The sequence below is a fragment of the Intrasporangium calvum DSM 43043 genome (genome assembly GCF_000184685.1).
In the GTDB taxonomy this organism is placed as follows: Bacteria; Actinomycetota; Actinomycetes; order Actinomycetales; family Dermatophilaceae; genus Intrasporangium; species Intrasporangium calvum.
In genome coordinates this window covers 3,151,951-3,178,383 of sequence record NC_014830.1, presented here as the reverse complement: position 1 = coordinate 3,178,383, position 26,433 = coordinate 3,151,951, and the positions used below count along the sequence as shown (strand labels likewise).

At 68.9% G+C, this 26,433-nt stretch carries 27 protein-coding genes, 1 tRNA gene and 1 pseudogene; 14 read left to right on the top strand and 15 right to left on the bottom strand.

Annotation, left to right across the window (positions count from 1 at the left end):
- Positions 1-103 precede the first annotated feature (103 nt).
- Together INTCA_RS18780 and INTCA_RS14430 are read left to right on the top strand one after the other, a co-directional pair.
- Positions 104-916, top strand: a complete 813-nt coding sequence (locus INTCA_RS18780) for a DUF4031 domain-containing protein (RefSeq protein ID WP_013493666.1) — start codon at positions 104-106, stop codon at positions 914-916.
- 101 nt (positions 917-1,017) lie between these two features.
- A complete protein-coding gene (locus tag INTCA_RS14430; protein WP_013493665.1) occupies positions 1,018-2,448 on the top strand; it encodes an NAD-dependent malic enzyme in 1,431 nt (476 codons plus the stop codon).
- A 77-nt stretch (positions 2,449-2,525) separates the two neighbouring features.
- Here INTCA_RS14430 and INTCA_RS14425 read toward each other — a convergent pair whose 3' ends face one another.
- Complete coding sequence (locus tag INTCA_RS14425; RefSeq protein WP_013493664.1) at positions 2,526-3,020, bottom strand: YajQ family cyclic di-GMP-binding protein; 495 nt, start codon at positions 3,018-3,020, stop codon at positions 2,526-2,528.
- Positions 3,021-3,143: 123 nt separating this feature from the next.
- Here INTCA_RS14425 and INTCA_RS14420 point away from each other — a divergent pair.
- Positions 3,144-3,224, top strand: a tRNA-Tyr gene (locus INTCA_RS14420).
- A 308-nt stretch (positions 3,225-3,532) separates the two neighbouring features.
- Here the strand turns inward: INTCA_RS14420 and INTCA_RS14415 are convergent.
- The 3 genes and pseudogenes from INTCA_RS14415 to INTCA_RS20375 all read right to left on the bottom strand — a co-directional run.
- Positions 3,533-3,844, bottom strand: coding sequence for a DUF6036 family nucleotidyltransferase (locus INTCA_RS14415; protein ID WP_174411515.1), 312 nt, complete (start codon positions 3,842-3,844; stop codon positions 3,533-3,535).
- A gap of 222 nt (positions 3,845-4,066) precedes the next feature.
- Positions 4,067-4,408, bottom strand: a complete 342-nt coding sequence (locus tag INTCA_RS14410) for a hypothetical protein (RefSeq protein ID WP_244859922.1) — start codon at positions 4,406-4,408, stop codon at positions 4,067-4,069.
- A gap of 18 nt (positions 4,409-4,426) precedes the next feature.
- A pseudogene (locus INTCA_RS20375) lies at positions 4,427-4,579 on the bottom strand (helix-turn-helix domain-containing protein); the annotation flags it as partial.
- Positions 4,580-4,761: 182 nt separating this feature from the next.
- Between INTCA_RS20375 and INTCA_RS18775 the strand changes: the two are divergent.
- Positions 4,762-5,391: an integrase core domain-containing protein gene (locus INTCA_RS18775; protein ID WP_052338021.1), complete on the top strand. Its 630-nt coding sequence runs from the start codon at positions 4,762-4,764 to the stop codon at positions 5,389-5,391.
- Positions 5,392-5,493: 102 nt separating this feature from the next.
- Here the strand turns inward: INTCA_RS18775 and fdhA are convergent, their stop codons facing one another.
- Positions 5,494-6,708, bottom strand: a complete 1,215-nt coding sequence (gene fdhA / locus INTCA_RS14400; RefSeq protein WP_013493662.1) for a formaldehyde dehydrogenase, glutathione-independent — start codon at positions 6,706-6,708, stop codon at positions 5,494-5,496.
- 31 nt (positions 6,709-6,739) lie between these two features.
- A complete protein-coding gene (locus INTCA_RS14395; protein WP_013493661.1) occupies positions 6,740-7,546 on the bottom strand; it encodes an MIP/aquaporin family protein in 807 nt (268 codons plus the stop codon).
- Positions 7,547-7,787: 241 nt separating this feature from the next.
- Here INTCA_RS14395 and INTCA_RS14390 point away from each other — a divergent pair, with 241 nt between their 5' ends.
- The 6 genes from INTCA_RS14390 (at position 7,788) to INTCA_RS14365 (ending at position 13,887) form a co-directional block, all read left to right on the top strand.
- A complete protein-coding gene (locus tag INTCA_RS14390; RefSeq protein ID WP_013493660.1) occupies positions 7,788-9,818 on the top strand; it encodes a putative toxin in 2,031 nt (676 codons plus the stop codon).
- Entirely contained in the window at positions 9,815-10,555 is a 741-nt protein-coding gene (locus tag INTCA_RS19630; protein ID WP_013493659.1) for a HEAT repeat domain-containing protein, read from the top strand. Before INTCA_RS14390 ends, INTCA_RS19630 begins: the two co-directional genes overlap by 4 nt.
- A 671-nt stretch (positions 10,556-11,226) precedes the next feature.
- On the top strand, positions 11,227-11,808 hold the full coding sequence (locus INTCA_RS14380) for a helix-turn-helix transcriptional regulator (RefSeq protein WP_244859832.1): 582 nt from the start codon (positions 11,227-11,229) through the stop codon (positions 11,806-11,808).
- A gap of 50 nt (positions 11,809-11,858) precedes the next feature.
- Entirely contained in the window at positions 11,859-12,458 is a 600-nt protein-coding gene (locus INTCA_RS14375; protein WP_218916269.1) for a nucleotidyl transferase AbiEii/AbiGii toxin family protein, read from the top strand.
- A 100-nt stretch (positions 12,459-12,558) separates the two neighbouring features.
- The gene (locus INTCA_RS14370) at positions 12,559-13,131 is read left to right on the top strand and encodes a hypothetical protein (RefSeq protein ID WP_041308822.1); all 573 of its coding nucleotides are present in this window, start codon (positions 12,559-12,561) and stop codon (positions 13,129-13,131) included.
- A gap of 153 nt (positions 13,132-13,284) precedes the next feature.
- Positions 13,285-13,887: a hypothetical protein gene (locus tag INTCA_RS14365; protein ID WP_013493655.1), complete on the top strand. Its 603-nt coding sequence runs from the start codon at positions 13,285-13,287 to the stop codon at positions 13,885-13,887.
- Between the two features lie 174 nt (positions 13,888-14,061).
- Here INTCA_RS14365 and INTCA_RS14360 read toward each other — a convergent pair whose 3' ends face one another.
- Both INTCA_RS14360 and INTCA_RS14355 read right to left on the bottom strand, forming a co-directional pair.
- The gene (locus INTCA_RS14360; RefSeq protein WP_052338020.1) at positions 14,062-14,589 is read right to left on the bottom strand and encodes a hypothetical protein; all 528 of its coding nucleotides are present in this window, start codon (positions 14,587-14,589) and stop codon (positions 14,062-14,064) included.
- The gene (locus INTCA_RS14355; RefSeq protein WP_199921526.1) at positions 14,586-14,798 is read right to left on the bottom strand and encodes a type II toxin-antitoxin system HicA family toxin; all 213 of its coding nucleotides are present in this window, start codon (positions 14,796-14,798) and stop codon (positions 14,586-14,588) included. Before INTCA_RS14355 ends, INTCA_RS14360 begins: the two co-directional genes overlap by 4 nt.
- Positions 14,799-15,475: 677 nt before the next feature.
- Here INTCA_RS14355 and INTCA_RS14350 point away from each other — a divergent pair.
- Positions 15,476-15,670: a hypothetical protein gene (locus INTCA_RS14350; RefSeq protein WP_041307773.1), complete on the top strand. Its 195-nt coding sequence runs from the start codon at positions 15,476-15,478 to the stop codon at positions 15,668-15,670.
- A gap of 352 nt (positions 15,671-16,022) precedes the next feature.
- Here INTCA_RS14350 and INTCA_RS14345 read toward each other — a convergent pair whose 3' ends face one another.
- On the bottom strand, positions 16,023-16,949 hold the full coding sequence (locus tag INTCA_RS14345) for a DMT family transporter (RefSeq protein WP_013493651.1): 927 nt from the start codon (positions 16,947-16,949) through the stop codon (positions 16,023-16,025).
- Between INTCA_RS14345 and INTCA_RS14340 the strand changes: the two genes are divergently transcribed.
- Positions 16,948-18,360: an aminotransferase-like domain-containing protein gene (locus tag INTCA_RS14340; RefSeq protein WP_013493650.1), complete on the top strand. Its 1,413-nt coding sequence runs from the start codon at positions 16,948-16,950 to the stop codon at positions 18,358-18,360. The genes INTCA_RS14345 and INTCA_RS14340 overlap by 2 nt on opposite strands.
- A gap of 290 nt (positions 18,361-18,650) precedes the next feature.
- Here the strand turns inward: INTCA_RS14340 and INTCA_RS14335 are convergent, their stop codons facing one another.
- From INTCA_RS14335 to INTCA_RS14315, 5 genes are all read right to left on the bottom strand, one after another.
- Positions 18,651-18,992 carry a cupin domain-containing protein gene (locus tag INTCA_RS14335; protein WP_013493649.1) on the bottom strand — a complete coding sequence of 114 codons (342 nt, stop codon included), beginning with the start codon at positions 18,990-18,992 and terminating at the stop codon, positions 18,651-18,653.
- 195 nt (positions 18,993-19,187) lie between these two features.
- On the bottom strand, positions 19,188-20,234 hold the full coding sequence (locus INTCA_RS14330; protein WP_013493648.1) for a DUF2804 domain-containing protein: 1,047 nt from the start codon (positions 20,232-20,234) through the stop codon (positions 19,188-19,190).
- Between the two features lie 56 nt (positions 20,235-20,290).
- Positions 20,291-21,511, bottom strand: coding sequence for a TIGR04053 family radical SAM/SPASM domain-containing protein (locus tag INTCA_RS14325; protein ID WP_013493647.1), 1,221 nt, complete (start codon positions 21,509-21,511; stop codon positions 20,291-20,293).
- Positions 21,512-21,889: 378 nt separating this feature from the next.
- Positions 21,890-22,561: a response regulator gene (locus tag INTCA_RS14320; protein WP_013493646.1), complete on the bottom strand. Its 672-nt coding sequence runs from the start codon at positions 22,559-22,561 to the stop codon at positions 21,890-21,892.
- Entirely contained in the window at positions 22,558-23,691 is a 1,134-nt protein-coding gene (locus tag INTCA_RS14315) for a sensor histidine kinase (RefSeq protein ID WP_169312922.1), read from the bottom strand. The genes INTCA_RS14320 and INTCA_RS14315 overlap by 4 nt, the downstream gene beginning before the upstream one ends.
- A 128-nt stretch (positions 23,692-23,819) precedes the next feature.
- On the opposite strand from INTCA_RS14315, the gene INTCA_RS14310 reads away from it, so the two are divergent.
- A complete protein-coding gene (locus INTCA_RS14310) occupies positions 23,820-24,887 on the top strand; it encodes a P1 family peptidase (RefSeq protein WP_013493644.1) in 1,068 nt (355 codons plus the stop codon).
- 73 nt (positions 24,888-24,960) lie between these two features.
- On the opposite strand, the gene INTCA_RS14305 is transcribed toward INTCA_RS14310, so the two are convergent.
- Positions 24,961-25,575 (bottom strand): nucleotidyltransferase family protein, encoded by a 615-nt coding sequence (locus tag INTCA_RS14305; protein WP_148236610.1) that lies wholly within the window; start codon positions 25,573-25,575, stop codon positions 24,961-24,963.
- Positions 25,576-25,662: 87 nt separating this feature from the next.
- Between INTCA_RS14305 and INTCA_RS14300 the strand changes: the two genes are divergently transcribed.
- Complete coding sequence (locus tag INTCA_RS14300) at positions 25,663-26,430, top strand: endonuclease/exonuclease/phosphatase family protein (RefSeq protein WP_013493642.1); 768 nt, start codon at positions 25,663-25,665, stop codon at positions 26,428-26,430.
- Positions 26,431-26,433: the final 3 nt, after the last annotated feature.

Sequence of the window (26,433 nt, the reverse complement as noted above, 5' to 3'; positions counted from 1 at the left end):
CGGGCTGGTTGACCTGACACCGGGAACGCTAGGCGGATCAGCCGGCACGCCCTCCGCGTTGTCCACAGGTCTCAGCGGAGGGGGGCTGGATAGGCTCGCGACCATGACGTTGTGGATCGACGAGCCGATCTGGCCGGCACACGGCCGCCACTTCGCCCACCTCGTCAGCGACGCCTCCTACGCAGAGCTGCACGAGTTCGCCCGCGCCGTGGGTCTGCACCCTCGCTCCTTCGACGGCGACCACTACGACGTGCCCGACGTTCGCTGGGCGGACGTCGTCACAGCCGGGGCGACCCTGACGACCGGGGTGGAGCTCATCCGTCGCCTCAACGCCTCGGGCCTGCGCTTGCGCAAGCGCAAGGGGGACCGAGGTCTGGTGCGCTACCTGAACCTGCCGTTTCCCAACGGGGCGAGCGACGTCGACCTCATCGCGTCGCCCAACCCGGCACCGGAGCACCAGGTCACTGCAGCGATGCTGTTCGTCCGTGACGCCGGCGGCGACTTCGCGGTCGTGCACAGCATCCGTCGGGACCAGTGGGGCTCCCCGGGCGGATGGCGTGAGCCGGGTGAGACTCCGCTGGAGAACGCCCTGCGCGAGGCCCACGAGGAGACCGGCCTGCGCGTCGACCCGTCCACGGTCGAGATCGTCGGCTATGAGCGGTTCACGCCGCGCACCAAGGACAACGTGATCGACCCGAAGCGTCCCTACCTGCAGGTCTACCGGACTGCGCTCCAGGCAGTCCGGCCGCCTCTCACCGACGGTGACGACGGCATCCACGAGACCCGCTGGGTGACGCCGGCCCAGTACGCCGAGCTGTGCTCCGACCTCTTCTGGTGGCCCTTGGCGAGGGTGGCCTTCCCGGACCTCCCGCCTGAGAGCCCGCCCCGGCGGGAGGCCACGGACCACGCGGAGTGAGCCCAGCGGCATACGGCCAACTGGCGGGCGCCGGAGCGGGCGGCGAGGTGGAGTGCTAGACAGGTCCTGACCCCTATCGCACGTCGCAGAAGAAGGCCCGCATGCGCAACCCCAGCCCCGGATATGCCATCACCGTTCGAGTCGAGGCTCCCGCGTCCGCCGGGGCCACCGGCGGCCTCGTCGCCGCGGTCCAGCGGGCCGGCGGGTCGCTGACCGCGCTCGACATCGCCGAGTCGACCCACGACCGGCTCGTCGTCGACGTGACCTACGACGCGTCGGACGCCGACCACGCCGAGGAGATCGCCGAGGAGCTCGCCCGGGTGCCGCAGGTCTCCGTGCGCAAGGTCAGCGACCGGACCTTCCTGATGCACCTCGGCGGCAAGCTCGAGGTCAACCCGAAGGTGCCGCTCAAGCACCGGGACGACCTCTCCCGGGCCTACACCCCCGGCGTCGCCCGGATCTGCCTGGCCATCGCAGCCAACCCCGCCGACGCACGCCGCCTGACGATCAAGCGCAACACCGTCGCCGTCGTCACCGACGGGTCGGCCGTGCTCGGGCTCGGCAACATCGGGCCCGCCGCGGCCCTGCCCGTCATGGAGGGCAAGGCTGCGCTGTTCAAGCAGTTCGCCGGCGTCGACGCCTGGCCCGTCTGCCTCGACACGCAGGACACCGAGGAGATCATCTCCATCGTCAAGGCCATCGCGCCTGTGTACGGCGGGATCAACCTCGAGGACATCGCTGCGCCAAGGTGTTTCGAGATCGAGCGGCGGCTGCGGGACGAGCTCGACATCCCCGTGTTCCACGACGACCAGCACGGGACGGCCATCGTCGTCCTCGCGGCACTGACCAATGCGCTGCGGGTCGTCGGCAAGGAGATCTCCCAGATCCGCATCGCCGTGAGCGGGGTCGGCGCGGCCGGCCACGCCATCATCGAGCTGCTCCTCGCCCAGGGCGCGACCGACATCGTCGCGTGCGGGCGTGCCGGTGCGATCCACGCGGGCCAGTCCTACGACGACCCCGACCGGCAGTGGATCGCCCAGCACACCAACCGGAGCCACGAGGAGGGGTCGCTGCGTGACGTCCTCAAGGGCTCAGACGTGTTCATCGGCGTGTCCGCACCCAACCTGCTCACCGGTGAGGACATCGCGACGATGGCCGACGACGCGATCGTCTTCGCGCTCGCCAACCCCGACCCGGAGGTCGACCCGCTGGCAGCCGGCGAGCACGCCGCCGTCGTCGCCACCGGCCGGTCCGACTACCCCAACCAGATCAACAACGTGCTCTGCTTCCCGGGGTTCTTCCGCGGCATGCTCGACTCGGGAGCCAAGAACATCACCCAGGAGGTCATGGTCGCGGCGGCGACGGCCATCGCCGACGCGGTGAAGCCCGAGGAGCTCAACGCGAGCTACATCGTGCCCTCGGTGTTCGACCCCGTCGTGGCCCCCGCGGTCGCGCAGGCGGTGCGGGCCGCGGTGGAGCCCGGGGACGGGTCGGCGCCGGGGCGCACGACCCCCGTCGGGAAGGTGCTCTGAGCGGGGGGCGCACCCGAGTCCGCCGTATGCCGCTGGGCTGAGTGAGCCCAGCGGCCCACGGCCCGGGGTTGGTGGACTCAGCGATAGTTGGTGAAGTTCAGCGCCACGTCGAGGTCGGCGGCCTGGAGCATCCGCTGGACGGCCTGAAGGTCGTCGCGAGACTTGCTCGTGACGCGCAGCTCATCTCCCTGGATCTGCGACTTGACGCCCTTGGGCCCCTCGTCCCGGATCAGCTTGTTGATCTTCTTCGCGTTCTCCTGCGAGATGCCCTCCTTGAGGGGGCAGTCGAGGTGGTACTCCTTGCCGGACAGGCGCGGGCCTGCCTCGGGCACATCGAGATGCTTCAGGCTGACCTTGCGCTTGACCAGGTGCGTCTGGACGACGTCGAGCACTGCCTTGCAGCGATCCTCCGTGTTCGCCTTCATCTTGATGACCTCGCCGGCCAGCTCGACCGAGGCGCCGACGTTCTTGAAGTCATAGCGCGTCGAGATCTCCTTGGCCGCGCTGTTGACGGCATTCGCGATCTCCTGCTTGTCGAACTTGCTGACGATGTCGAACGAGGCGTCGGCCATCCTGGCTCCTTCCGGGGTGGTGCCAGCGAGGTGGCACAGTGGGTGTCTGGCATGGCTTGCCGGGCGGGGTGGGGCCTGATTCGAAGCCCGACCGTTCTCTTGCTATCCTTCCAGACGCACCACGGCAGGTTGCCCGAGCGGCCAATGGGAGCGGACTGTAAATCCGTCGCGAAAGCTTCGAAGGTTCGAATCCTTCACCTGCCACATAGTGACCCGAGAGGCCCTGACCAGCGGAAAGGTTGTTCAGGGCCTCTCTCGCGCCTGTTGCTGGAATGGGCTTGGAAGGCTGCCAGTGGGGGACTTCGCCGCGATTTCGACGCTGCCAGCGAGGACCCGCAGTCCGGAGGTGCGCGACGTGCACCGGATGCCTCGCCGCGTCAAGGGCTGTCGGTGGCGAATACGCGGCGAAAAGCGCGGCGGCCGTGGTCCTTCCGCAGGTCATACGGCTTCGCGGCGACGGATAGTGAACCGGCGCGATGAGGAAGCCGGCGGGCTCTGTCTCGAAGACGTACTCAACTAGACCAGGGGCGCAGGAAGCCGGTGATTCGGTCGCGGGTCTGCGGCGATACCGGTAGGTCGGCGAGTCGGTCGATGATCGTGTCTGTTGCGAGGAGCTTCGCGTTGAGCAGGGCAGTGACGAAGGCTCGGTCCTTGTCGCGGAATGCTGCCAGCTTGGCCAGGGCCAAGTCGTGTGGCTCGAGGAAGAGTGCTCGAGATGGCCGCATGGCCTGGCTCTGCCAGGTGATGAGTCGGTCCTCCCAGCCTGTTGGCAGCACTGCGGTGCTGACCTCGACTCCTTGGGCGTAGTAGCCGAACTTGTTCATCGAATTGGGACAGCTCCCCGATGGCGCCGTCTACTTGGTCGGCCTTCTGCCCGCCGGGATCGTTGAGGAAGGCGATGTCCACCTCCCGGGAGGCGGTGGCCGGCGCCGGAAGGTCGTCCTCGTCGAACGACCCGAGAATCGCTTGGGAGCCGATGACCAGGATGTCCGGGTCGCCAGCGATCTGAGTGCTGGCCCGCAAGAGGTGTGCGAGTTGCTCGCGGTTCATGCGGCCGGGTGCTCGGCGGCCCAGTGGCGGCGGAAGGACTGGTGGACCGCGAGACGTTCCCGCTCGTCCAGGACTCCCGCGAAGGGGGAGTTGGCTCGCAGCTCCACCGCTCGGGGGGCGCGGCTGGCCAGGACGTCGGCGACCGCGTCCACTCCCTGGTCGAGCACTCGCTCCCACTCGCGCAGCCAGGACTGGCTCATCCCATCCGGTCGGTGCGCGCCGCTCCACCGGCGAATGTTCGAACGGGCTTTGTCGAGCACCCGCTCCGGGTCGCGCAGCAGCGGGCCGAGCAGCGCCCGATGCAGCCATAATGAGCGCTCCTCTTCCCGACGCAACACCTTGCCTTCGTCCAAGAACCTCTGAAGGTCTACGCGGGCGACCCTCCGGTGGGAACCGACTACGGCGCACGACAGCTTTCCCGAGTCGCACAGGTCGACGACGTGCTGGCGTGAACAACCAAGAACTTGTGCCGCCTGTCCGGTGGTGAGCAGCTGCCCGTCAGTGGCCATGTCGCAATAGTCGCGCGTAAACACAAAAAACACAAGACGTCGACTGCCTTCCCGTGCGACCAGCTACCCCGACCTCGTGCTCCCCGTGTCATGGCGGCGTTCTGACGCGGGTCCAAAGCATTCGGCTCACCGGTGGACGAGCACCGCAGAGGCGAAGAGGGCCCCGGCTCGCGTTCATCGGGGTGGCGACCACCACCTCCAGCCCGCGGCACCCGCAGACCTGCGGGAAGAAAGAACGCGAGTGGAGCTCGCTGCAGCAGTGGCTGCGAGCCCGCCCACCGGCCCACAGCAAGGACGAGCTGACCAAGATGGTCGAGGCGTACGAGGCCATCTTCAACACCAGCCGGCCCCACCAGTCCCTCGACGGGGCCACCCCGGCCTCCGTGTACCAAGCCACCGCCAAGGCCGAGCCCGGCCCGGGTGGGCCCCAGTCACGGCGATTCCTGCACGACGTGCGGGCCAGCTCCCGCGGCTACGTCGACATCGCCCGAACCCGGATCCGGCTCGGCTCGGACTGGGCCGGCGCGGACCTGACCTATCTGGCCGACCTGGGCCACGTCGTGCTCTTCCACGGCAACGACATCATCGCCAAGGTCGAGCTCGACCGCGAGGCCGGCCTCGGGCAACCGCACACGACCCGCGCTGAGGTGCACGCTCCTCCGGACCAGCCCGGCCCGGCCGCCGCCCCAAGGCGCCGATCGCCGGAGCCGGTCAAGGCTGGACGTCAGGACACCCGAAGGGCCCCGGCCTTGACCGGCTCCAAGACGGTGCCACGCTCAGCTGACGGGCCGCGCAGTACCGTGGAACCGTAAACCCGAGTGTCACCACTGTCCGTTCAACGGTGTCACCCATCTCCCTTCACATCACACTCACCCGGCTGAGCGGCATACCCTCCTCACGTTCGGGTTGACCTGTCAGGCCGGGATCATGCCGTTCGGGTCGATGACGTACTTCTTGGCTGCGCCCTTGTCGAACTCCTCGTAGCCGCGCGGTGCGTCGTCGAGGCTGATCTTCGTCGCATTGACGGCGTCCGCGATGTGCGCCTTGTCGGCCAGGATGAGGTTCATCAGATGACGGTTATAGCGCTTGACGGGGCACTGCCCTGTCGTGAAGTGGTGCGACTTGGCCCAGCCGAGTCCGAGTCGGACACCGATCTGACCGATCTTCGCGTTCTCGTCGACAGCGCCCGGGTCGCCGGTGACGTAGAGCCCGGGGATGCCGAGTCCCGCGCCCGCCCGTCCGACGCTCATAATGTCGTTGAGGACCGTCGCTGGCGCCTCCTTGGCACCGGCGCCGTGGCCGCGGGCCTCGAAGCCGACCGCGTCGACAGCCGCGTCGACCTCACGCTCGCCGACGATCGGCTCGATGAGGTCCGCGAGGTCGGCGCCCGAGCTGAGGTCGACGGTCTCGCAGCCGAAGCTCTCGGCCTGCCGCAGCCGTTCGGCGTTCATGTCGCCGACGATGACGACGGAGGCCCCGAGCAGCTGGGACGCGTAGGCCGCAGCCAGCCCGACCGGCCCGGCACCGGCGACGTAGACGGTCGAACCGGTCGTGACCCCAGCGGTGTAGGCGCCGTGGTATCCCGTCGGGAAGATGTCGGAAAGCATGGTGAGGTCCATGATCTTCTCGAGCGCCTGGTCGCGGTCGGGGAACTTCAGCAGGTTGAAGTCCGCAAAGGGAATCATGACGTACTCCGCCTGACCGCCGATCCACCCGCCCATGTCGACGTAGCCATAGGCCGCGCCTGCGCGGGCCGGGTTGACGTTGAGGCACACTCCAGTCTTGCCCTCGTTGCACATCCGGCACCGCCCGCAGGCGATGTTGAACGGCGCTGAGCAGATGTCGCCCTCCTTGAGGAAGAGCACGTCGTCGCCCACCTCGACGACCTCGCCGGTGATCTCGTGACCGAGGGTCTGCCCGATGGGCGCGGTCGTCCGGCCGCGCACCATGTGCTGGTCGCTGCCACAGATGTTGGTGGCCACGAGCCGGAGGATGGCGGCGTGGGGCGCCGCCGTCTTCAGGCCGAAGCCCTTGGCGACGTCGCCGGGGAGCTCGAGCTTGGGGTAGTCGGTCGACTCGACCGACACCTCCCCGGGACCCTTGTAGACCACGACTCGGTTACCTGTCATTGCCTGCACCTCTCTTCCTCGTACTGGTTCGTCAGCCCGCTTCTGCGGGGCCGACGGAGGTCTCTGGTGGGGCGGACATCGCGCTACCCGGGTCGCCGGGTGAGTACGAGTCCTCCATGGCGGGTCGCTGCACGGGACGCGTCGGAGCGAGGAGGTCGTAGAGGAGCACCGCGACGATCCCGCCGACGAGTGGGCCGACCACGTAGACACCGAACTGTGACCACGCGACGTCCCCGCCGAACATGCTGAGGGTGAGGTACGGGCCGAACGTGCGGGCTGGGTTGACCGAGCCGCCGGTCTGCGGACCGATGAGCAGGATCTCGAGAGCCACGGCGAGGCCGATCATGAGGCCGGCCCAGCCGAGCGGGGCGCGCGCATCCACGGCAAGGCCCATCACCGCGAGCAGGAGGAGGAAGGTCCCGAGTGCCTCCGCGACCATGCCCTGCCAGTAGGGGACACCGTTGCCCAAGCTGGTCGCTCCCAGGCCGAGGTCCACGGCGTGGGTGCCGAAGGTGGCAACGACGAGCAGGCCGCCGATGACTGCGCCGGCCAGCTGCGCGACGACATAGGGCACCACCTCGACCCAGGGGAAGCGTCGCGTGACAGCAAGGGCGATCGTGACGGCCGGATTGATGTGGGCCCCCGACACGGGGCCGAAGACATAGATCACCAAGGCCACGACGATGGCGAAGGCCAGCGAGATGAACCCGAGACCCGGGTAGGTCAGCTCTCCCTTTCCCACGGTCAGGGTGGCCACAACGGATCCGGCTCCGAAGAGCACGAGCAGCGCCGTTCCGACAAGCTCCGCCCCCAGCCGACGCGCCATGTCAGTCCGCATGTGATCCTCCGGTGTGGGATGCGACGACCGAACTCCAACGCCGCACCCTGCCCGAGTGCGCCTTGTCACGGTTGGGTAACGACGACGCTACGCCGGGGCCGCAGGCCCGGCAAGGGATGTCAGCCCGGCGGCGGTGTGATGTGAGGAACGTCACTGTGCAGCGGTCGATCCCGTGTCCCGCCGAGCCGGCCAGGGGATCGGTTGACCCCTACGCGGCTCACGCCCGACGGTAGAGGAGCAGGTGCAGCACCAGAGCCCGGGCAGCCCGGTCGCCGACGTGAAGACCACGTACACGCCGGGTGGCACGAGCGGTGTGGCCGGGTTCCCGCCGCACGCGCTGGCATCGAGCGCCACCACCGGTGGCCGGACCGGGTCGGCGAGCTACACGTACAACCTTGACGGGTCGATGAAGTCCCGGATCGTGAACGGGGCGCTCACCTCGTTCTCGTACCGCGCTGACGGTGACCTGGACACGGTCACGACGGCGACCGGGTCCAGCACGTACATCCCGGACGCGGACGGCAACACGATCGCCCGGCGCAACCCGGACGGGTCGACCACGCTCTACCTGCCGGGGATGCAGGCGAAGATCAACGCTGCCCGCACCGGCGTGGAGACCACGCGGTACTACCAGCTCGGTGGGGTGCAGGTCGCCACCAGGGTCAACAAGGGTGGCGTGCTGTACGTGATGTCCGACGTTCACGGCAGCAACCAGCTGGCGGTGGACCCGGTCACCTGGTCAGTGACGCGCCGCTACCTGGACCCGTACGGCAACCCGCTGGGTGCCGTCACCGGTGGCACCTGGCCAGATGACCGCGGGTTCTTGAACAAGCCGGTCAACGCCGACACCGGCCTAGTGGACATGGGGGCGCGGGAGTACGACCCGAGCACGGGCCGGTTCACCAGTGTCGATCCCATCCTGGTGCCGGATGACCCGCAGGCGGCGCACGGGTACGTCTACGCGAACAACAACCCGATGGGCTTCAGCGACCCGACCGGGCTGATGTTGACGGTCGGTGAGGGCGGAGGCTCGGCACCGTCCTCGAGCCCGAAGGTGGCCAAGACGACCACGTCGGGTGAGGAGCTGTGGCACGGCGGCCGGATCAGCACGGTGTACGCGCCGCCGGCGCAGCAGCCGCGCGACTTCAAGTCCGGGTTCGTCAAGGGCGCCGGTGAGCAGTTCCGTGAATGCGTCGAGTCGTTGGACCCGAAGAACATCATCGCGGGCCTCCAGTCGATGGTGGACGACCCGTGGGGGGCGTTCTGCTCCGCCTTGTCCAGCTTCTCGCACATCGACCAGATCAAGGCAGTGTGGGACGCGTACCAGGGCGGGGACGAGTACGTCTTCGGTGAGGCCGTCGGCAAACTGGCCGTCAGTGTCGGCGCGGACCTGCTGGGCAAGATCGTCGGCGGCGGCGCTGCCGGTCTGGTGATGAGCCTCAAGAGCGGCGCCAAGGCCGCGAGCAACGCCGCGGACGCCGCCGGTGACGCGAGCCGGGCCAGTCGCGGCCTGGACGCGTGCCCGGCCGGGGCGATGTCGTTCTCGGCTGACACCCGGGTCCTGATGGCCGACGGGACCCGCAAGCGGATCGACCAGATCCGTGAAGGGGACCAGGTCGCTGCCGCAGACCCGGAGACCGGTGAAACCGGTGGCAGGGCCGTCGAGGCGACCTGGCCACACCGAGACGACCTGGTCACGCTGCGCACCAGCGCCGGTCAGATCGTCACCACAGAAGACCACCCGTACTGGAACGCCACCGACAGCGCCTGGGAGCAGATCCAGCAGTTCAACCGCGGCGACCAGCTCCTGACCCCCGACGGGAACCGGGTCACCGTCCTGGCCCTGGACTGGACCACCCGGACCGACGCACCCGCCTACAACCTGACCGTCACCGACCTCCACACCTACAATGTGCTCACCGAGTTCGGCGTGCCCGTCCTTGTGCACAATTGTGGTGGAGTCGAACCCAACGATCTTGGGAAGGCGGGCGAAGTCGGTGCGGGGATCGGAAAGAACAATGAATCGTTCCCTGGCCAAAGTGGGAAGGATCGGATCCCTGACGAGTTCGATCACATGAATAAGGTGATTGGCGAGGTGAAGAATGTGGCTTATCAGCACCTTTCTACGCAACTGAGGGATGATATCGCCTACGCTCGAAAGAATGGCTACACGTTCAACTTGTACGTTCGGAGGAACGGTGGAACGACGCTCTCTCGACCACTTGTGGCCGAACTGCTGTCCATAAATGCAAACGTAATCGAGTTGCCATGATTTCCAAAAGCAATAAGGATGAATTTCAAGAGTTCCTGCATTCTCCCAGAATGCAGCGTTTCCGCGAGCAAGATCCGTCGATGAGTCGAGCAAGAGCCCTATATCTCGAAGCGGGGGCGGACTTGCTTGCCTCGTTGCGGGCGGCTGGCTACAAGCTCGATTCCGTAGGGGACCTGAGGAATTCGTCCAAACCGTATCGCGACGCTATCCCAATTCTGATCGAGGCATTGCATGGCATCACCTACTTGCCACTTGTCGAGGATGTTTTAAGAACTTTAGCGGTCAAGTTCGCCGCTCGGCAGGTTGCACCCCTGTTCTTGAAACTGTTCCGGGAGCCTCCAGCGCACCTTGTCGATCCCACAGCTGGACCCGATGCGGACCCTCCGCAAGAGAGAATTAGGTGGGTTATCGGCAACGGCCTAGGAATATTGGCCAATCCGGCAATATCTGACGAACTCATTGAACTGGCGTTGGATGTGAAGTATGGCCGTGCCCGGGCGCGCATTGTATGGGGATTGCCAAGAACTAGGCATCCACGCGTCCCTTCAGTGCTCATGAGTCTTCTGAATGACCGTGAAATATCGATTGTGGGATATGCGATTGAGGGTCTTGGGAAGTTGGGGCACGTCCCTGCCCGAGACTTCATCGCGAGCAAGTTGAGTGATCAGGCTGAACATGTCCAGAGTGAGGCTCGAAAGGCCCTAAAGCAGATAGACCGTGTGGTGCAACAACGGTAGGTCCGGTCCGGGACCCGCTCACCGGACGGCTCATGAGCAAGAATGACGCTTGGGACCGGGGGGCAGGGGGCTCTACCAGCGGCCGGGGCGGCGCTGGCTGGCTTGAAGCATGAGATGCGCCGTACGCGGCGTCGTTGACCACCCATTTGGGCGGGGTTGCCCGACATACCCGTGCGGAAATCGTGGGGAAGTTCGTCGCTGAGCCACGCTTGGGCAGTTCAGCCGCCCGGGAGCACCCGGCTGTAAATCCGTCGCGAAAGCTTCGAAGGTTCGAATCCTTCACCTGCCACGTAGTGCCCCAAGAGGCCCTGACCAGCGGAAACGCCGGCCAGGGCCTCTCGCACGTACCCCGGTGGGGTATCTCGCGCAACCGATGCCGAAGGTGAGACGCCGGGTCGCTGACCTGCGGAAACGCGAGGCGCATCGACGCCCGTGCGGAATGCGTGCGGAAGTTGCGTCCCCTTCCGGCGCGCCGTGCGGACTCGTACATCGCCTGACCTGCAGCAACGCGGGGGAGGGGGTATGCAATCGGAGCGGAAATCCTGACCGTCCCCATAGCGATGGCGTCGCATTCAGAGTCCGTGAAGCTCATGGCATGGCCGCGGACTCTGCGAGACCGTGGCGCTCGGGGGCAGCTTCGTCCTCGATTGGTGCGGAGGGCTCGCACCACTGTGGCCGAGGCGCTGCGCCGCTTACGTATCTCATCGGATACGATGGGTGCGGGTGAGATGGGAGTGGAGATGGCTGGCAGCAATGTGTTGGAGCGGGCGCGTCGTGGCGCTGGGCTGAGCCAACAGGAGTTGGCGGAGCGGGCGCGCACGTCACGCACGGCTGTGTCCGCCTATGAGCATGGGCGCAAGTCTCCGTCCCTGGGGACCGTCGAGCGGTTGCTGGCAGCGAGTGGGTACGAGCTGGACGTCCGCCCGCGCCTGAGTTTCCGGGCCGTGACGGGCCGGAGGGGCAAGCGGTATGCCGTCCCTGACCGGTTGCCGCGGCTGCCGGTGGAACAGGCGTTGGGTATGGTTCGGCTTCCCCTGCGGTTGAACTGGTCCGAGCCGGATCGGCTCTACCGGCTCAGTGACCGCCGCGACCGGGCCCGTGTGTACGAGATCGTCCTTCGCGAGGGCGACGGCGCGGATATCGAGCGGTATGTCGACGGGGCACTGCTGGTCGACCAGTGGATGAACCTGGTGCTTCCGGCCGATCTGCGGACCGCGTGGGCGCCTCTGATCGAGCGGCTGCTGGCGGCCTGATGGGACGCGATCGTTCGCTCCTCACGCCGTTCCAGCTTGACGTTGCGCGTGTGTTCTTCAGCCTGCCGGCTGCTGAGGGTTTCCTCCTGGCCGGTGGTGCTGCCCTGCTTGCCCAGGAACTGACTCACCGGCCGACACAGGATCTCGACTTCTTCACTGTGCGCGGGGTTGGCGACGTGGTACGTGCCAAGGATGAGTTCACCACTGCCGCGCGCGCCCGGGGATGGGCGGTGGAGCACCTTCAAGGCTCGGGTGATTTCTGCCGCCTGCTCATCCACGGGCGGGAGGGGGACTTGTTGGTTGACCTGGCGCTCGAGTCCAGGCCAGGCATGCCGGCGAGAGCCAGCGTCGCTGGACCGACCTTCGCGCCGGAAGAACTCGCCGGCCGTAAGCTGATCGCGCTGTTCGACCGAGCCGCCGCCCGCGACTTCGTCGATGTGTATTCCTTGACCGGGCTCTTCGGGAAGCCAACGCTGCTCACACAGGCAGCGATGATCGACCTGGGGTTCGACACGCAGGTCCTCGCCTCGATGATCGACCGCCTCGACGCCTATACCGACGTCGATCTGCTCCTTGACCCACAGGTCACGGACGTCCCCGCGCTGCGAGTGTTCTTTGCAGACTGGGCGGCAGAGCTTCGGGTCGGCTGAACTGTCCCGAGATCGTTGCGGCCCCGTATCACTCGCGGAAGGGAGGCACCCGAACTGGTTTCACGGGCGTTGCGTTCTTCCAGCGGTAGTGTCCGAGGCAATGATGGCTACTGATCTGCACCACTTCCTCGTCCTGCCGGTCGATGTGCCGGGTCCGGCTCGACGGCTGGCCGAGCAACTGGGCAACATCGTTCGGGCCGCGACGTCCGGAGACCTGGGCGTCGGGTGGGAGAGTGCGCTGCCGTGTCGGCGCCGGCCAGCTAACCGTCCCTGCCCGGGTCGGATGGTGGTGCAGCGGACTGAGGCGCCGGCCACGATTCGTTGGCGGTGCAGTGTCTGCGACGACGAGGGCGTCATCAGCAACTGGGCTGGCTCGCCGTTCGATCTGCGTGCGCGACAGCTCACCGTCGCTGGTGCCGTCAACGAGATCGTCATATCGGCCGGCGTCGCCGCAACGTTGCGCGATTTGCGGTTGCTCGACCTGGATTGCGAACGGCTGGTCTATCGGGCCCGTGCTCACGGCGAGGGTGCCGCCCTGCTGGCCAGCGACGAGGACTTGGACGAACTGATTGGGTACGTGGCGGCCGAAGCCAACCACGAGTCGAACAGGCCCCGTCAGCGGCGACTCGACGCGGCCCTCGACGCGCTGACCGGCGCCGCTGATACCGATTGATGATTCAGACAGCCGTATCCATGGCTCCAAGATGCCACGCTCCTTGACGGCAAGCAGTTGGTCGCGTGGTGACGCCGGTGCCGGCCTGACTGGAGGGTCGATCGCCCACTGGAGATCGCTTGGGCCGGACGAGTCGGCATAGGGTCGGTCGGTATGGACGCCACGCAGCTTGGCCTGTTCGAACTGCCTGACCTGGACCAGCCGGGTCCTTCCGAACGCTCGCGGTGCGGGAGGAACCGCGAGACGTGGAGCCTCACGACGACCGCCGCGGTCACCGTCGTGGACGCCGGTGCCCTTCTTGAGGCCTATGCGCGGGCCGAAGAAGACGGCGTGATGATCAACCTGCCTGCCGACCCGCAGACCTGCGAGCCGCAGGACAGCGACGGGGTGGCGCGAGCCAACGAGGCGTTCGACGCCCTCGCTTGGCTCATCTGGCCAACCGATGGTCTGGACGAGCTACGGGAGGCCGGCGCGTTCCGGATCCTCTCGGTGGAGAGCGAGGCGGTGGCAGCGTCCATCGACAGGGGAAAGGCTGCCTGGACGGTCACCGTCAAGCTGACCGATGTCGACCAGTTGCGCCGGCTGGCTGTGCAGGCCAACCCGGCACAGGCACAGCTGATCGCAGAAAGTCTCGCGGTCGCCTGGCAAAACGCAGCCGACCCGTTCGCGCCGCTCCATTCCATCCCCGGGATCCGGTGGCAGCCCGGAGGAGTCACCCTTGAGCAGCTGCCGGAGCGGACGACGAAGGGCCGCTAATGCCTGGATCGCGACCACCCGTCGTCTGCCCGATCCCGAGATCCCCAGAGCTTGGTCCGCGGCACGCTCGGGCCGCGCTCAACACGCTCGCCAAGATGCCAAGTCAGACCGACGCTATCGCGGCGTTATGACGCGGGCCAGTGGCGACAGTTCGCGACTTCGCACCCACCGTGCTCATCGAGATACGCGAACAGCTGCCTTGGGATCCGGCTCCGCCTTCTTGTGCTTGGTGGTGGATGCACCGCGCGCCTTGTGAACCTTGCTCCCCCGCGTCACGCGTACGGGGCCAGCCTTGGTCGCTGTGCTCGTGCGCTTGGTGGCAGCGCCCGCGGATGTCAGCTGAGAAACTCGCCCCTTGGTAACCCCAAGGACGGTTGCAGCGTCCGCCGTGGACAGGCCTTTCGCCAGTAGCTTCGCGGCGACCAGCCGCACGGCCGCCGCGGCGGCGCTATTGGCTTCGTCTGCCTCGTTGCGCTTGGCCTTCGCGGTCTGCACCAGCTCGGCGATCTCACCCAGGCGCGGCGTCACGGTCACCTCGAAGTCGGCATTGTCTGCGAGGTCGTAGAGGCTGCTGATGTAGTCCCGGGCTGCCTGTTCCGTGCCAGCGAGGCTGTGGGACTGCGTGACGCCCACCCCCTCGATGTGGACTTCCCAGCCCTTCTCCCAACGGACCGCTTCGGCCCTGTATGTCTTGGTGCTCACTGCAGCCATCCCTTCGGCAGGCATGCCATCTTCTTGATCGCGTCCCCTATGACGCCGGGGGAGATCTCGCCCGGCTTTGTGACCACAGCGCGGTGCTTCTGGTCGCACGGACACGTCCACACCTCATGATCACCCTTGCCGGGGCGGCTGGTGCAGCCCTGCTTCTTGAGCGCTCTGGCGACGTCCCGGTACTTCATCGGCTTCGGCACCACGGTAGTTTAGCCCACGTAAACAGTCAATGTTCACTCCCCCTAAACGATTTGGGCGCTGTGTCCTCCAGGCTCTCGCAGCGACGTGGAGCGGGCCAGACTGGCTTCCAGCCGTGCATGGGTTCCGTGGAGCCCGTCGCCCTTGTTGCCTTCGCGTGCAGATGACGCTCATTTTGGCCGGGGGGTGGGGCCTAGCCCTATCTGGGCGGGTGGCCCGCCCTCATGGCCGACCCATCCTGCGGGTCCGTTGATGACCGACTGGCCACGGGACCGGCCGACTGGCGGTGCGGAAATTGTGCGGAAGTTTGGGATCCGACTGAGTCCCGACAGGTCAGCACCACGAGCACCCCGGCTGTAAACCCCGACCGTCCAGATTGCGATGGCTCCACTCAGAGACCGTGAAGTTCATGGCGTGGCCGCGGACTCCGCGGGGCCGTGGCGTTCGAGGGCGGCGACGTCCTCAGATAGTGCCGGAAGGCTGGCTCCGGGCGTGGTCGAGGCGCTGCGCCGCTGACGTATCTCATCGGATGGCACCGCCAGTACTTGGGCGGCTGGTGAAGGAGTCCGGGTCGAGGGTGTTGTTGACCTCGGCGACTCAGCCCGCCGCGAGCAGCTCGGACGTCAGCGCAGTGCGGTGGTCGGATGAGGTATGGCCCGGTAGGCGGCGATGGACGCCGTTGGCGATCGGAATCGCCACCTTCGCAGTCCTGACACCCGGGATGTTCGGTGGATTCGTCATCGCCCGACTGGCCATCGGGCTCTGGATGCTGCTCTTCACCGCTCTCGGCTGGAGCCTCCACATCGAAGCCCAGCACCCCGTGACCAGGTCCCAGCCGAGGCGTGCCCTCCAGGCCGACGTACGCACCACCTGAGCCCTCGATCCTCCAGGTGGGTGTCGCCGGCTCGAACGTCCACTTCGTCGTGGTTGATTGTCCTCGTCGGACTGTGCCGACCAGCGCACCAGCTCGAGATGGCCCTCGCTGTTGGTGCGGACGGTCTGTCGTCCAAGGTGGGTGCGCGCCGTTGGGGCTTGGGCCGCAGACCACATCGTGCGTTCAGCGATGGTTGTCGAGGCCCTGCCCCGGTATCGCCACATCCAGCTCGGCCGGGCGCATCGGAGCCGAACGGGTGGCGTCTCGTGCGGATCCTCATGCGCGGCCTGCCTGCTCCGACGAGAGGCGAGCGGGTCGCGTGAGTCCAAGGGTGGTGAGTCAGGGGGTTGAGTCAAGCACGTCGCTCCAGCCGCACGCGTACGGCGGCGCCGGCGCACAGGATGACGATCAGGCCGCCGAAGACTGTTGCCCGCGTGAGATGTTCGCCCAGCAGTAGCCCGGCCCACAGGATGGAGAGGACGGGTTGGACGAGCTGGACCTGGCTGACCTGTGCCATGGGTCCGATGCCCAGACCGTGGTACCAGGCGAAGAAGCCGAGGAACATGCTGACGACGCCGAGGTAGGCGAAGGCCGCCCACTGCACGGGTGTGCCTGACGGTGGCTGGCTGCCGACCGCTACCGCCGTCAGGGCCAGCATCAGTGGCGAGCACACGACCAGAGCCCAGGACACGGTCTGCCAGGCCCCGAGCTCGCGCGCGAGCAGGCCACCCTCGGCGTAGCCGATGGCCGCGGCCACCACGGCCCCGAACAGCAGCAGGTCCGACCACTGCAGGTGGCCCACGCCCCCACCCTGTGCCGAGGCGAACGCCATCGCGGCCACAGCCCCGAAGGCGGACACGACCCAGAACAGGGCGGGCGGGCGTTCGTGGCCGCGGAGCACCGCCATGGCAGCGGTCGCCGCGGGCAGCAGCGCGATGACAACCGCTGCGTGGCTCGCGGGGGTCGTGGTGAGCGCGAACGAGGTGAGCAGGGGAAAGCCGACGACGACTCCGCCGCCGACGACTGCCAGGCGCATCCACTGCCTTCCCCGGGGGAGCCGCTGCCGCGTCAGGGCCAGAGCAAGGGCTGCGAGAACGGCGGCCACGACCGCGCGCCCGGAGCCGATGAACAGGGGCGAGAGACCCCCTACGGTCACGCGGGTGAACGGCACCGTGAAGGAGAAGGCCGCGACTCCGACCAGTCCCCACATCAAACCGGCTGCGGGCGTGGACGGTATCGCTCTGGGACGGTCGAGAGTAGCGCTACTGTGTCTTGACATGAATGACGATAGCAGTTCCCGTATCGCAGCCGCGTTGCGCGTCTGGATCGCCTCGGCCCCGCCCGGGGCCCGGCTGCCCTCGAGTCGGGCGCTCGTCGCCCAGCATCGAGCCAGCCCGGTGACGGTGCAGAGGGCGCTGCGCGACCTCACCGCGCTGGGTCTCGTCGAGAGCCGGCCCGGCGTCGGGACCTTCGTACGGACCGTGCGCACGGCCCGGCCGGCTGACTACGGCTGGCAGACAGCGGCCCTTCGCGGGCCGCGGGCCCGCAGCAGGCCCGGAGCCACGGTCATGCGCACCGTCGGCAACGACGTCATCGCCCTGCATGCCGGCTACCCCGACCCGGAGCTTCTGCCGCGACGGCTGGTGCGCTCCGCACTGACACGCGCGGCCCGTGGAGACACCGCCCTCTCGCGGCCGCCCGCGGCGGGCCTCCCGGAGCTCCAGTCCTGGTTCGCGCACGAGCTGGGCACCGCGAGCCCGCTCGGGGTCACGCCACCCACCCCCAGCGACGTCACCGTGCTGCCCGGCAGCCAGAGCGGGCTCAGCTCGATCTTCCGCGCCCTCGCCGCAGAGGGGCAGCCGCTCCTCATGGAGTCACCCACCTACTGGGGAGCCATCGCGGCTGCTGCCCAAGCCGGCGTCCGCGTCGTCCCGGTCCCCACCGGATCCGCCGGGCCCGACCCGGCCGAACTGGCCAGGGCCTTCGACGAAACGGCAGCCCGAGCGTTCTACACGCAACCCACCTACGCCAATCCGACCGGCATCCAGTGGTCGACCGAGCGTGCCGCGCAAGTCCTCGACGTCGTCCGCAGCCACGGAGCCTTCCTCATCGAGGACGACTGGGCCCACGACTTCGGCATCGCCACCACACCCCGGCCCGTCGCCGCCCACGACGACGCCGGTCACGTCGTCTACCTGCGTTCACTGACCAAGAGCGTCTCCCCGGCCCTGCGGATCGCTGCCGTCATCGCTCGAGGGCCCGCCCGCGAGCGGATCCTGGCCGACCGGGTCGCCGAGTCCATGTACGTCAGCGGCCTGCTCCAAGCCGCAGCCCTCGACGTCGTCACCCAACCCGCCTGGCTGACCCACCTGCGCGGCATGCGCGACCAGCTCCGCGCACGCCGCGACCTACTCCTCGACAGCCTGGACCAGCACGCACCTACGGTGCACGTCGACCACATCCCCGCAGGCGGGCTCAACCTATGGGCCCGCCTGCCCGACAGCACCGACCTCGACCGGCTCGCCCAGGACTGCGAACGAGCAGGGCTGCTCATCGCACCCGGCACGGAATGGTTCCCCGCCGAACCAGCCGGAGCCTTCCTCCGGCTCAACTACTCAGGCCCCAACCCGGCCGCCTTCCCGGAGGGCGCGCTCATCCTCGGGAGAGTGCTCGCCTCCCACGGTGGCTGACGCCACTCCCACGCCCTACGGCGCGGCGGCAGCGATACGGGCCGTTCAGCCCGGCGCAGAGCGCCCGTCGAAGCACATCCTCAGACCCGGTGCCAGGGCCTCTGGGCACGCTCACCCCGGGTCGTCGTACCCCAACGTCATGGACTCAGCTGATCCTCCACCGACCGGGCAACGCGGTAGGTGGAGTGGGACACGTTTCCGACGGCCGCTCCGTCGCGTGTCCATCACTCGCCCTCTTGTCGATTGCCTTGAGTCCTTGGCTCACCTGATGTGGCGGGGCGCCCGTCTGATCAGGTCAGGACGTCGACCATGACGAGAGTCATCCGGCAGGCTGTCTCGGCGACGAGAGCGTGTGACGCACCCGGTGCGAGGTAGATGATGTCGCCGTCTCCCATCGCGTGCTCGGTCCCGTCCACGGTGAACCGCATCCGGCCGCTGACCAGCTGGACGGCAACGGCACGCGGCGACGTGTGCTCGGTGAGCATCTCTCCTGCGTCGAAGGTGAACTGCACGATCCGCATCACGTCGTTCGTGACCAGGACCCGCGAGGTGGTCGACTCGGCCACGACCGGCAGCGCGTCGACCAGATCCAGGTGGGCGGATGACTCGGAGACAGGGGACTGTTTCGCCATGCCGTGAGCCTACGACGGCTGGGCGGGATGCCCGTGCCGCGCTGCCCGTCGGACCAGCGCGCAGCCGCCAGATGCGGCCCATCGCCTGACGGCTACCCGCGGCTCCTACCGCATCGCCACAGCCCTCGAGCTCAGCTGGATCCGGCGGGTGACGCTCAGGTGGACCTGTCATCAACGGCTGTGGGCACCAAGCGGTCACCAGCGGGTGCGGATCTCCTCCGCGGACCCGAAGAGGTCGGTCACCGTGATCCAGGTTGTGTTCTCGTCGCGCACCCGCCCGGACCACGTCCCGAAGAGCTGCTTCGCCGTGGACGCACCGAACGTGGTGCCGACGCTCGACGTCCGTGCGTGCTCAGGCGTGAAGGTGAGGTCAACGGTGTCGCCACGGACCTGCCACGGGGCCATCCACTCCTCCGGGGAGTACTCCCAGGTGAGCTCCTCGCTGACCTTGCTCAGCCGTCCGTCGACCAGCAGCCCGTTCGGGGCGGAGCCGGTGCCGTCGGCCCAGCGGCCGCCGAGGTGGAACCCGACGACCCGTCCGTCGGTGACTCCGGAGGCCGTGCCGGAGCTCCATGCGGGGGTTCTCGGCCAACGTCCGCGTCCGTGGTCGTGAGTCGCCCACGAGACAGCGGCGGGCAAGGGCTGCGGGCGGCCGTCGATGTAGAGGGTGCCTTCGGCGGGCCGGGCGACGTCCTTGACCGTGTAGAGGAACCGGCGCCGGCTCCACGGCACGACGACTCCGAGGCTCTCGTGCCCTTCAGGACGGTGGGCGACGATGTCGACCCGGATCCGTTCGCCGACGGCGCGCAGGCGGGTCCCGTTCTCGATCTCGTCGATGTCGATGCGGACCGGCAGGGTCCGGGCCCGCACCGATCCTCGTCCGAGGGTCCCGGGCAATGAGGCGGAGCCGGCGAGCAGGCCGACCGAGTCGTGGGCGATCTCGGCGCCGCTGCGGCGGTCCACGATCCAGATCCCATGCAGGGCGGCGTAGTCGAGGTCCGAGACGGTGAGGGTCACGACGTGGGTGGTCGTCGTGACCGTCCACTGCTCCCATCGTCTCGAGCGACCCCAGGCGCGGGCGCCGCGCCCGATGCCGTCGGTGATGACGAGGGGGGCGCGGGTCCACCCCACGGCGTCGTCGTTGAGATGCCCGTCCGGGAGCGTCAGGAGCACGGGTGAGGTGATCTCGCGCTCGGGCAGGGGGCGGGACGGGATGGCTTGCGGGAGGGGGGTTTCAGCCACGGGGGAACTCTATTTCGCCCGCTTCGGTCGCCCGCGCGCGGGCCACCGAAGCGCCGTCAGGCGTGCACAGAGGTCAACGGCGGCGCCGGCTCGGCCAGTCCGGCCGGCTCGGCCAGTCCGGCCGGCTCGGCCAGTCCGGCCGGCTCAGGCGCGGCGGTGCCGGGCAGGTACCCGCAGGCCGGGTCCTCGGCGAGCGGGTCGCCGTACGCGGCGTAGGCCCGGGCTCGGGAGCCGCCGCACAGGTCGGCGTACTCGCACACGCCGCACCGGCCCGAGAAGCGGGCGGCCCGGATGTCGCGCAGCAGGGGAGTGTCGCGGTAGATCTCGGCGAGGGGGCGTTCCTTGACCGAGCCGAGCGGCAGGGGGAGGAAGCCGGCCGGAGTCACTTCGCCGTCGTAGCCGACGAAGACGATGCCCTTGCCGTCCCGGGTCCGTGCGGTCTGGGCGCGGACCCGAGCCGCCGGCTCGCCCATGAGCTCGGTGAGCCGGGCGGACAGCTGCCGGTAGGTGGTGGTCTCGGGGGGCGCAGCACCGTCTTGACGCCAGGCGACGACGCGACGGAAGAAGGGCGCCTCGACGGTCCGGACGATGAAGCCGTGCTGGCTCGCGTCGTAGAGGAAGTTGCAGACGTCCTCGTGCTCCTCGGCGCTGATCGCGCCCTCGGCGACGCCGCGGCCGACGTGGACGAGGAAGAAGACCTCCCAGATGTGGGCGCCGGCGTCGGAGATGAGCTTGGCGACGTCGGCGAGCTCGTCGAGGTTGCTCTTCATCACGGTCGTGTTGATCTGGACGGTGAGGCCGGCGTCGGAGAGCGCCCGGATGGCCGGGATCGTGTCCGCGAAGTGCCCGGGGATACCGCGCACGCCGTCGTGGGTGGCGGCGCAGGCGCCGTCGAGGCTGATCGACACGGCGTTGATGCCGGAGTCGACCATCCGGGCGATCGTCTCGGGCGTCAGCTGGGGCGTCACCGACGGTGACAGTGCGGTGGGGATGCCGCGCGCGCGGGAGGCCTCGACGAGCTCCCAGATGTCTGGGCGCAGCAGGCAGTCGCCACCGGTGAGCACGAGGATCGGGTACGGCCGGCCGAAGGCGGCGACCTGGTCGATCAGGTCGAGGCCCTGCTCATGGTTGAGCTCTCCGGGGAGGGCGCCGGCCATCGCGTTCGCCCGGCAGTGCTTGCAGGCCAGCTGGCAGGCTCGGGTGACCTCCCAGAAGACGAGCATCGGTCGCTGGTCGAAGTTGACCTTGCTCGGTGCTGTGGGGCTGTGCGGAGACATGGGGCTCGTGGCCTCCTCGTATCGCGGATGTGTGCCGGACCAACTACGACAGAGTGTAGTACTACAGACGTGGGCTTCGTTCGCCCCTCCGGGAGACGCTGGCCACAGGAGAAGGTGCCGTATGCCGCTGGGCTCGCCCCCGCTGCCGGGTGACGGAACGCTCCGGCACAGGAGGAGCGACACAGGACTCTGGCGGAGGAGGGGACGTGAGGCGCACCCGCCTCCAGGGGGAAGGACGGGTGCGCACTTCGAAAGGTAGGACTCCCGTGACGCCGCGGCAGGCAGAATCGGGCGCGTCGCCGCCGATCTTGACGCAGCCTTAACGCCGAGCCGGAGTGGAGCCCCGATCGGAGCCCGATCGGGCCGCGCGAGACTCCGTCACAGCTCGAAGCGATAACCCAGCCCCGGCTCGGTGATGAGGTGACGGGGCGAGGCCGGGAGCTCCTCGAGCTTGCGGCGCAGCTGGGCCATGTAGACCCGCAGGTAGTTCGTCTCCTCGCCGTAGGACGGGCCCCACACCTGCCGCAGGAGCTCGCGTCCCGGGACGAGTCGCCCCGGGGACCGCACCAGCGCCTCGAGCAGGTGCCACTCGGTCGGGGTCAGCCGGACCTCGAGCCCGTCGCGGAGGACCCGCTTGGCCCGCAGGTCGATCGACAGGGTCGGGGTCTCGACGTGGGCCAGGTCCTCGGGGGTCGCCCGTCGCACGGCGGCGCGCATCCGGGCGAGCAGCTCCTCCATGCCGAACGGCTTGGTGACGTAGTCGTCAGCGCCGGCATCGAGCGCGGCGACCTTGGTGGCCTCGGCGTCCCGCGCGGACAGGATGATGACCGGCACGGCGCTGCGCCGGCGCAGCAGCGAGACCATCTCGACGCCGTCCATGTCGGGCAGGCCGAGGTCGAGGATGACCAGGTCGGGGTGGATGGTCGCGGCGAGCTCGAGACCGGTCCCGCCGTCAGCTGCCGTGTGCACCTCGTGCCTGCGGGCCTGGAGGTTGATGGCGAGCGTCCGGCGCAGCCGGTCGTCATCCTCGACGATCAGGACGCGGGTCATCGGGCCTCCGGGAGGTCGATGCACATCGTCAGCCCGCCGCCCGGTGTCGCCTCGGGCCGGATCGTCCCGGACATGGCCGCGACGAGGCCGCGCGCGACGGCCAGGCCCAGGCCCAACCCGCCGGGAGTTCTGTCGTCCAGCCGCTGGAACGGCGCGAACATGGACTCCCAACGCGCCGGTGGGGCGCCGGGTCCGTGGTCGACGACCCGGATCTCGACCCTGCGCCGTTGGGACCCTCCGGCGCGACCTGCGCGGATCTCGGGGGCGTGGCCGTCGGGGGTGAACCGGCGGGCGTTGTCGAGGACGTTGGCGAGCGCCCGCTCGAGCAGCGGCGAGTCGGCGAGGACCACCGGGACGGGATCGGAGACCACCACGGTGACCGGGTCCACCCACCCTGCGAGTGCTCGGTCGATCACCTCGTCGACGGGGATCGCCGTGAGCTGCACGGACAGTGCGCCGGCCTGGATCCGGCTCATCGCGAGCAGGTCGTCGACGAGATCGGCGAGCCGGTCGGCGCCCCCCTCGATGGCGGCCAGGAGCTCGCTCTGCTGGGCCGGCTCCCAGTCGACGTCCTCCTGACGCAGCCCGGACGAGGCGGCCTTGATCGCGGCGATCGGGGTGCGAAGGTCGTGGCTGACCGCCGTGAGCAGGGCAGAGCGGACGCGGTCCGTCTCGACGAGCCGCTCGGCGCGGGCGGCCTCCCGGGCTGTCGCCAGGCGGTTGTGTTCCGCCCGGGCGCGGTCCCGTGCCCCGATCTCGACCACGACGCTGACGATGACCGCGACGAGGACGAAGACGACGAGGTCGACGAGGGCCTCCGGCCGCTCGACGGTCAGGGTCTTGTAGGGCGGGGTGTGGAACCAGTTCGCGGAGAGGAAGCCCCCCACTCCCGCGAGCACGCCCGGGAGCAGGCCACCGACGACAGCGATGACGACCACGGCGAGGAGATAGACGAGCAGGATGCTCTCGCCACGGTCGGGGAGCCCGGCCGCGAGCGTGGCGACGGTGAGCAGCGGCAGGCCGACCAGGCAGAGTCCGAACCCCATGAGCTGCCGGCGCCGGGGCAGCGCGGTGGCGGACCCGGACTCTCCCCGAGTCCGGACGTCCACTCCACCCGCCCACCGCTCCACGCGATCAGGCTGCCACACGGGGCCCCTGCCTCGCGCAGAAGCGCTCAGGCCCGACGCGGTCGCGGGTGGCTCGGCCCCGCGCGACCTGCAGGTCCGCGCGGACGAACCCAGCGGCATACGGTTGACCGGTGGAGGATGACCCTGACGGCCGGCCCGTCCGCCCCCGGGCCCGACAGCTCGACCTGGCCTTCGGCGAGCTCGGGACCGGTCCGCACAACGCGATCACGGACGTCGCGGACGTGGCGGTGGGCCACACCACGCTCCGCGACGACGCGGCGGGCCTCCACTCGGGAGTCACCGCGATCAGCCATCCGGCCCTCGCTGCCGGCACCTCGCTGCCAGCGGGACTGTTCGTCGGCAACGGCTACGGCAAGCTCGTCGGAGCCACCCAGGTGGTCGAGCTCGGCCTGCTCGAGACGCCAGTGCTGCTCACCTCGACGCTGTCGACGTTCCGGGCCGCCGACGCCCTGGTGACGTGGGTCCTCGAGCACCACCCGGGGCCACCGACGAGCGTCAACCCCGTCGTGGGCGAGATCAACGACTCGTGGCTCTCCTCGGCCGTTCCGCGGGCCGTCACCGCGGAGCACGTGCACGCGGCACTCCGGGCCGCCGGTCCGGGCCCCGTCGCGATGGGCAACGTCGGCGGGGGAACGGGTGCCTGTGCCCTCGGGTTCAAGGGCGGCGTCGGGACCGCCTCGCGGGTCCTGCCGGGTGCCCGCGGGGGCACCATCGGCGTCATCGTCCAGGCCAACATGGGTGGCACGTTGCGGCTCGGCGGCCGGCTGCTCCGCCCTGGGGACCTCGGGCTGCGCGCCGCAGGTCCCGTCACCGCCGAGGCCGGGTCCTGCGTCATCGTCGCCGCCGTCGACTTCCCCTGCTCGGCACTCGACCTCACGCGCCTGGCGCGACGTCTCGTGTTCGGGCTCGGTCGGACGGGGGCGCGCTTCAGCCATGGCAGCGGCGACTACGGGCTGGCCTTCTCCGTCGTACCCGGGCCGCCCTCCGAGGCCCTTCCGCCAGAGCGGCTGAGCGCGGCCTTCGAGGCGGCCATGGACTGCGTGGAGGAGGCCGTCGTCGATGCGCTCCTCGCGGCGGACACGGTCCGCACGCCCGACGGCCGCGTGGCCCACGCCCTGCCGGCCGAAGCCGTGCGGGCCCGTGGTGGGGGCGACCCTTTGGGGGCCGGGGTCCGATAGATGGTGGAGGTGCGAGCGTGCGGGCGACACGTATCGGGCCGGGGTCCGATGGGTGGTGGTCCCTGAGGGCGGCTCAGGTGCTCGTCGGTGAAGGACCGAGGCGGGTGGCCCCGTTCACCACACCAGGGGCCTCAGGAGAGCTGATGATCTCGAGCCGTTCGAGGAGGAAGAGCAGGGCGGCGGCGAAGTCGTTGTGGGCCGTGTCGCGCCGCACCACGTCCCAGTCGACCTGCTCCCGCAGGGCCCGAGCCACCGGGACGTGCACCGCGAAGTCGCAGTAGTGCTCCGTCAGTGCGTTGAGCCGATGGACGAGCAGGTCGGTGGCGGGCATGACCGGCATCTCGATCGACAGGACGCGGAGCGGGGTGGCCCGCTCGACGACGCTGCGGTCCGCGAAGGTCCCGGCGGGTCGGAAGATGACGTCGACGAGGGCGTCGTCGACGAAGACCTTGAACAGCCAGTCCTCCGGCGGCTGGACGACCTGCAGTCCCTGGTCGGCCAGCGCCTGGGCGACCTCGGCCGCGTCCTCCTTGGCGATGAGGAAGTCGGCGTCGTGGTTGGGCTCAGGACCGCCCCGCGCCCAGACGCCGTAGCCGCCGATGAGCGCGAACGGTCGCCCGGCCCGCTTCAGGGCGACGGCGACGGTCTTGAGCGCCTCTCGCAGGTCGTGCTGGTCAGGTTCTCCCATGCCTCGCTCGTACCCGCTGGCCTGCATCCGTCCTCGACAACCTCCGATCCCGTGGGGAGAGTCGGTGCGGAGGGGTAACGGCCCTGCATGCGAGTCGCCACGTTCAACATCCTCAACGGGCGCGTGCCGGCGGACCAGCACGTGGACCCGACCGGCCTGGCCGACGCGGTGAAGCGCCTCGACGCGGACATCCTGGCCCTCCAGGAGGTGGACCAGAACCAGCACCGCTCCGGCTTCGCCGACCTCACCTCGGTCGCGGCGGAGGCGATGGATGCCCCCCACCACCGGTTCGTCGCGGCGATCCACGGCAGCCCGGGGGCGACCTGGGTCGCCTCGACGGGGGACGAGCAGCCCGACTCAGCCGCCTACGGAGTCGCCCTCCTCTCGCGTTACCCCGTCAAGGGGTGGCAGGTGATCCGCCTCGAGCCCGTGCCGTTCCGGGTTCCCATGCGCTTCAGGGGTCGGCTGCGGCCGTACCTCGTCACCGACGAGCCCCGGGTCGCCGTGCTGGCCACCGTGGACTCACCGGTGGGTGAGTGCACCGTGGTGGGGACCCACCTGTCCTTCATCCCCCGGTGGAACGTGCACCAGCTCCGCAAGGTCGTGCGAGCGACCCTCGACTGCCGGGAGCCGGTGATCCTGATGGGAGACCTCAACATGGGGCCGGATCAGGCGGAGCGCACCACCGGGCTCCGCGCGGCGGCCAGCCACGCCACGTACCCCGTCGGCGCGCCGAGCGAGCAGATCGACCACGTCCTCGTCCGCGGGCCGCTCACGACGAGCGACAGCGGCGCGCCCGCACTTCCCATCTCCGACCACCGGGCCCTCTGGGCCGACGTGGAGCGCGAGCCGTGAGCC

Excerpts from the sequence above, each read along its gene's own strand:
- INTCA_RS18780 (WP_013493666.1), top strand. The coding sequence starts at position 104 with ATGACGTTGTGGATCGACGAGCCGATCTGGCCGGCACACGGCCGCCAC.
- INTCA_RS14430 (WP_013493665.1), top strand. The coding sequence starts at position 1,018 with ATGCGCAACCCCAGCCCCGGATATGCCATCACCGTTCGAGTCGAGGCT.
- INTCA_RS14425 (WP_013493664.1), bottom strand. The coding sequence starts at position 3,020 with ATGGCCGACGCCTCGTTCGACATCGTCAGCAAGTTCGACAAGCAGGAG.
- INTCA_RS14415 (WP_174411515.1), bottom strand. The coding sequence starts at position 3,844 with ATGAACAAGTTCGGCTACTACGCCCAAGGAGTCGAGGTCAGCACCGCA.
- fdhA (WP_013493662.1), bottom strand. The coding sequence starts at position 6,708 with ATGACAGGTAACCGAGTCGTGGTCTACAAGGGTCCCGGGGAGGTGTCG.
- INTCA_RS14395 (WP_013493661.1), bottom strand. The coding sequence starts at position 7,546 with ATGCGGACTGACATGGCGCGTCGGCTGGGGGCGGAGCTTGTCGGAACG.
- INTCA_RS19630 (WP_013493659.1), top strand. The coding sequence starts at position 9,815 with ATGATTTCCAAAAGCAATAAGGATGAATTTCAAGAGTTCCTGCATTCT.
- INTCA_RS14370 (WP_041308822.1), top strand. The coding sequence starts at position 12,559 with ATGATGGCTACTGATCTGCACCACTTCCTCGTCCTGCCGGTCGATGTG.
- INTCA_RS14365 (WP_013493655.1), top strand. The coding sequence starts at position 13,285 with ATGGACGCCACGCAGCTTGGCCTGTTCGAACTGCCTGACCTGGACCAG.
- INTCA_RS14340 (WP_013493650.1), top strand. The coding sequence starts at position 16,948 with ATGAATGACGATAGCAGTTCCCGTATCGCAGCCGCGTTGCGCGTCTGG.
- INTCA_RS14345 (WP_013493651.1), bottom strand. The coding sequence starts at position 16,949 with ATGTCAAGACACAGTAGCGCTACTCTCGACCGTCCCAGAGCGATACCG.
- INTCA_RS14335 (WP_013493649.1), bottom strand. The coding sequence starts at position 18,992 with ATGGCGAAACAGTCCCCTGTCTCCGAGTCATCCGCCCACCTGGATCTG.
- INTCA_RS14325 (WP_013493647.1), bottom strand. The coding sequence starts at position 21,511 with ATGTCTCCGCACAGCCCCACAGCACCGAGCAAGGTCAACTTCGACCAG.
- INTCA_RS14320 (WP_013493646.1), bottom strand. The coding sequence starts at position 22,561 with ATGACCCGCGTCCTGATCGTCGAGGATGACGACCGGCTGCGCCGGACG.
- INTCA_RS14305 (WP_148236610.1), bottom strand. The coding sequence starts at position 25,575 with ATGGGAGAACCTGACCAGCACGACCTGCGAGAGGCGCTCAAGACCGTC.
- INTCA_RS14300 (WP_013493642.1), top strand. The coding sequence starts at position 25,663 with ATGCGAGTCGCCACGTTCAACATCCTCAACGGGCGCGTGCCGGCGGAC.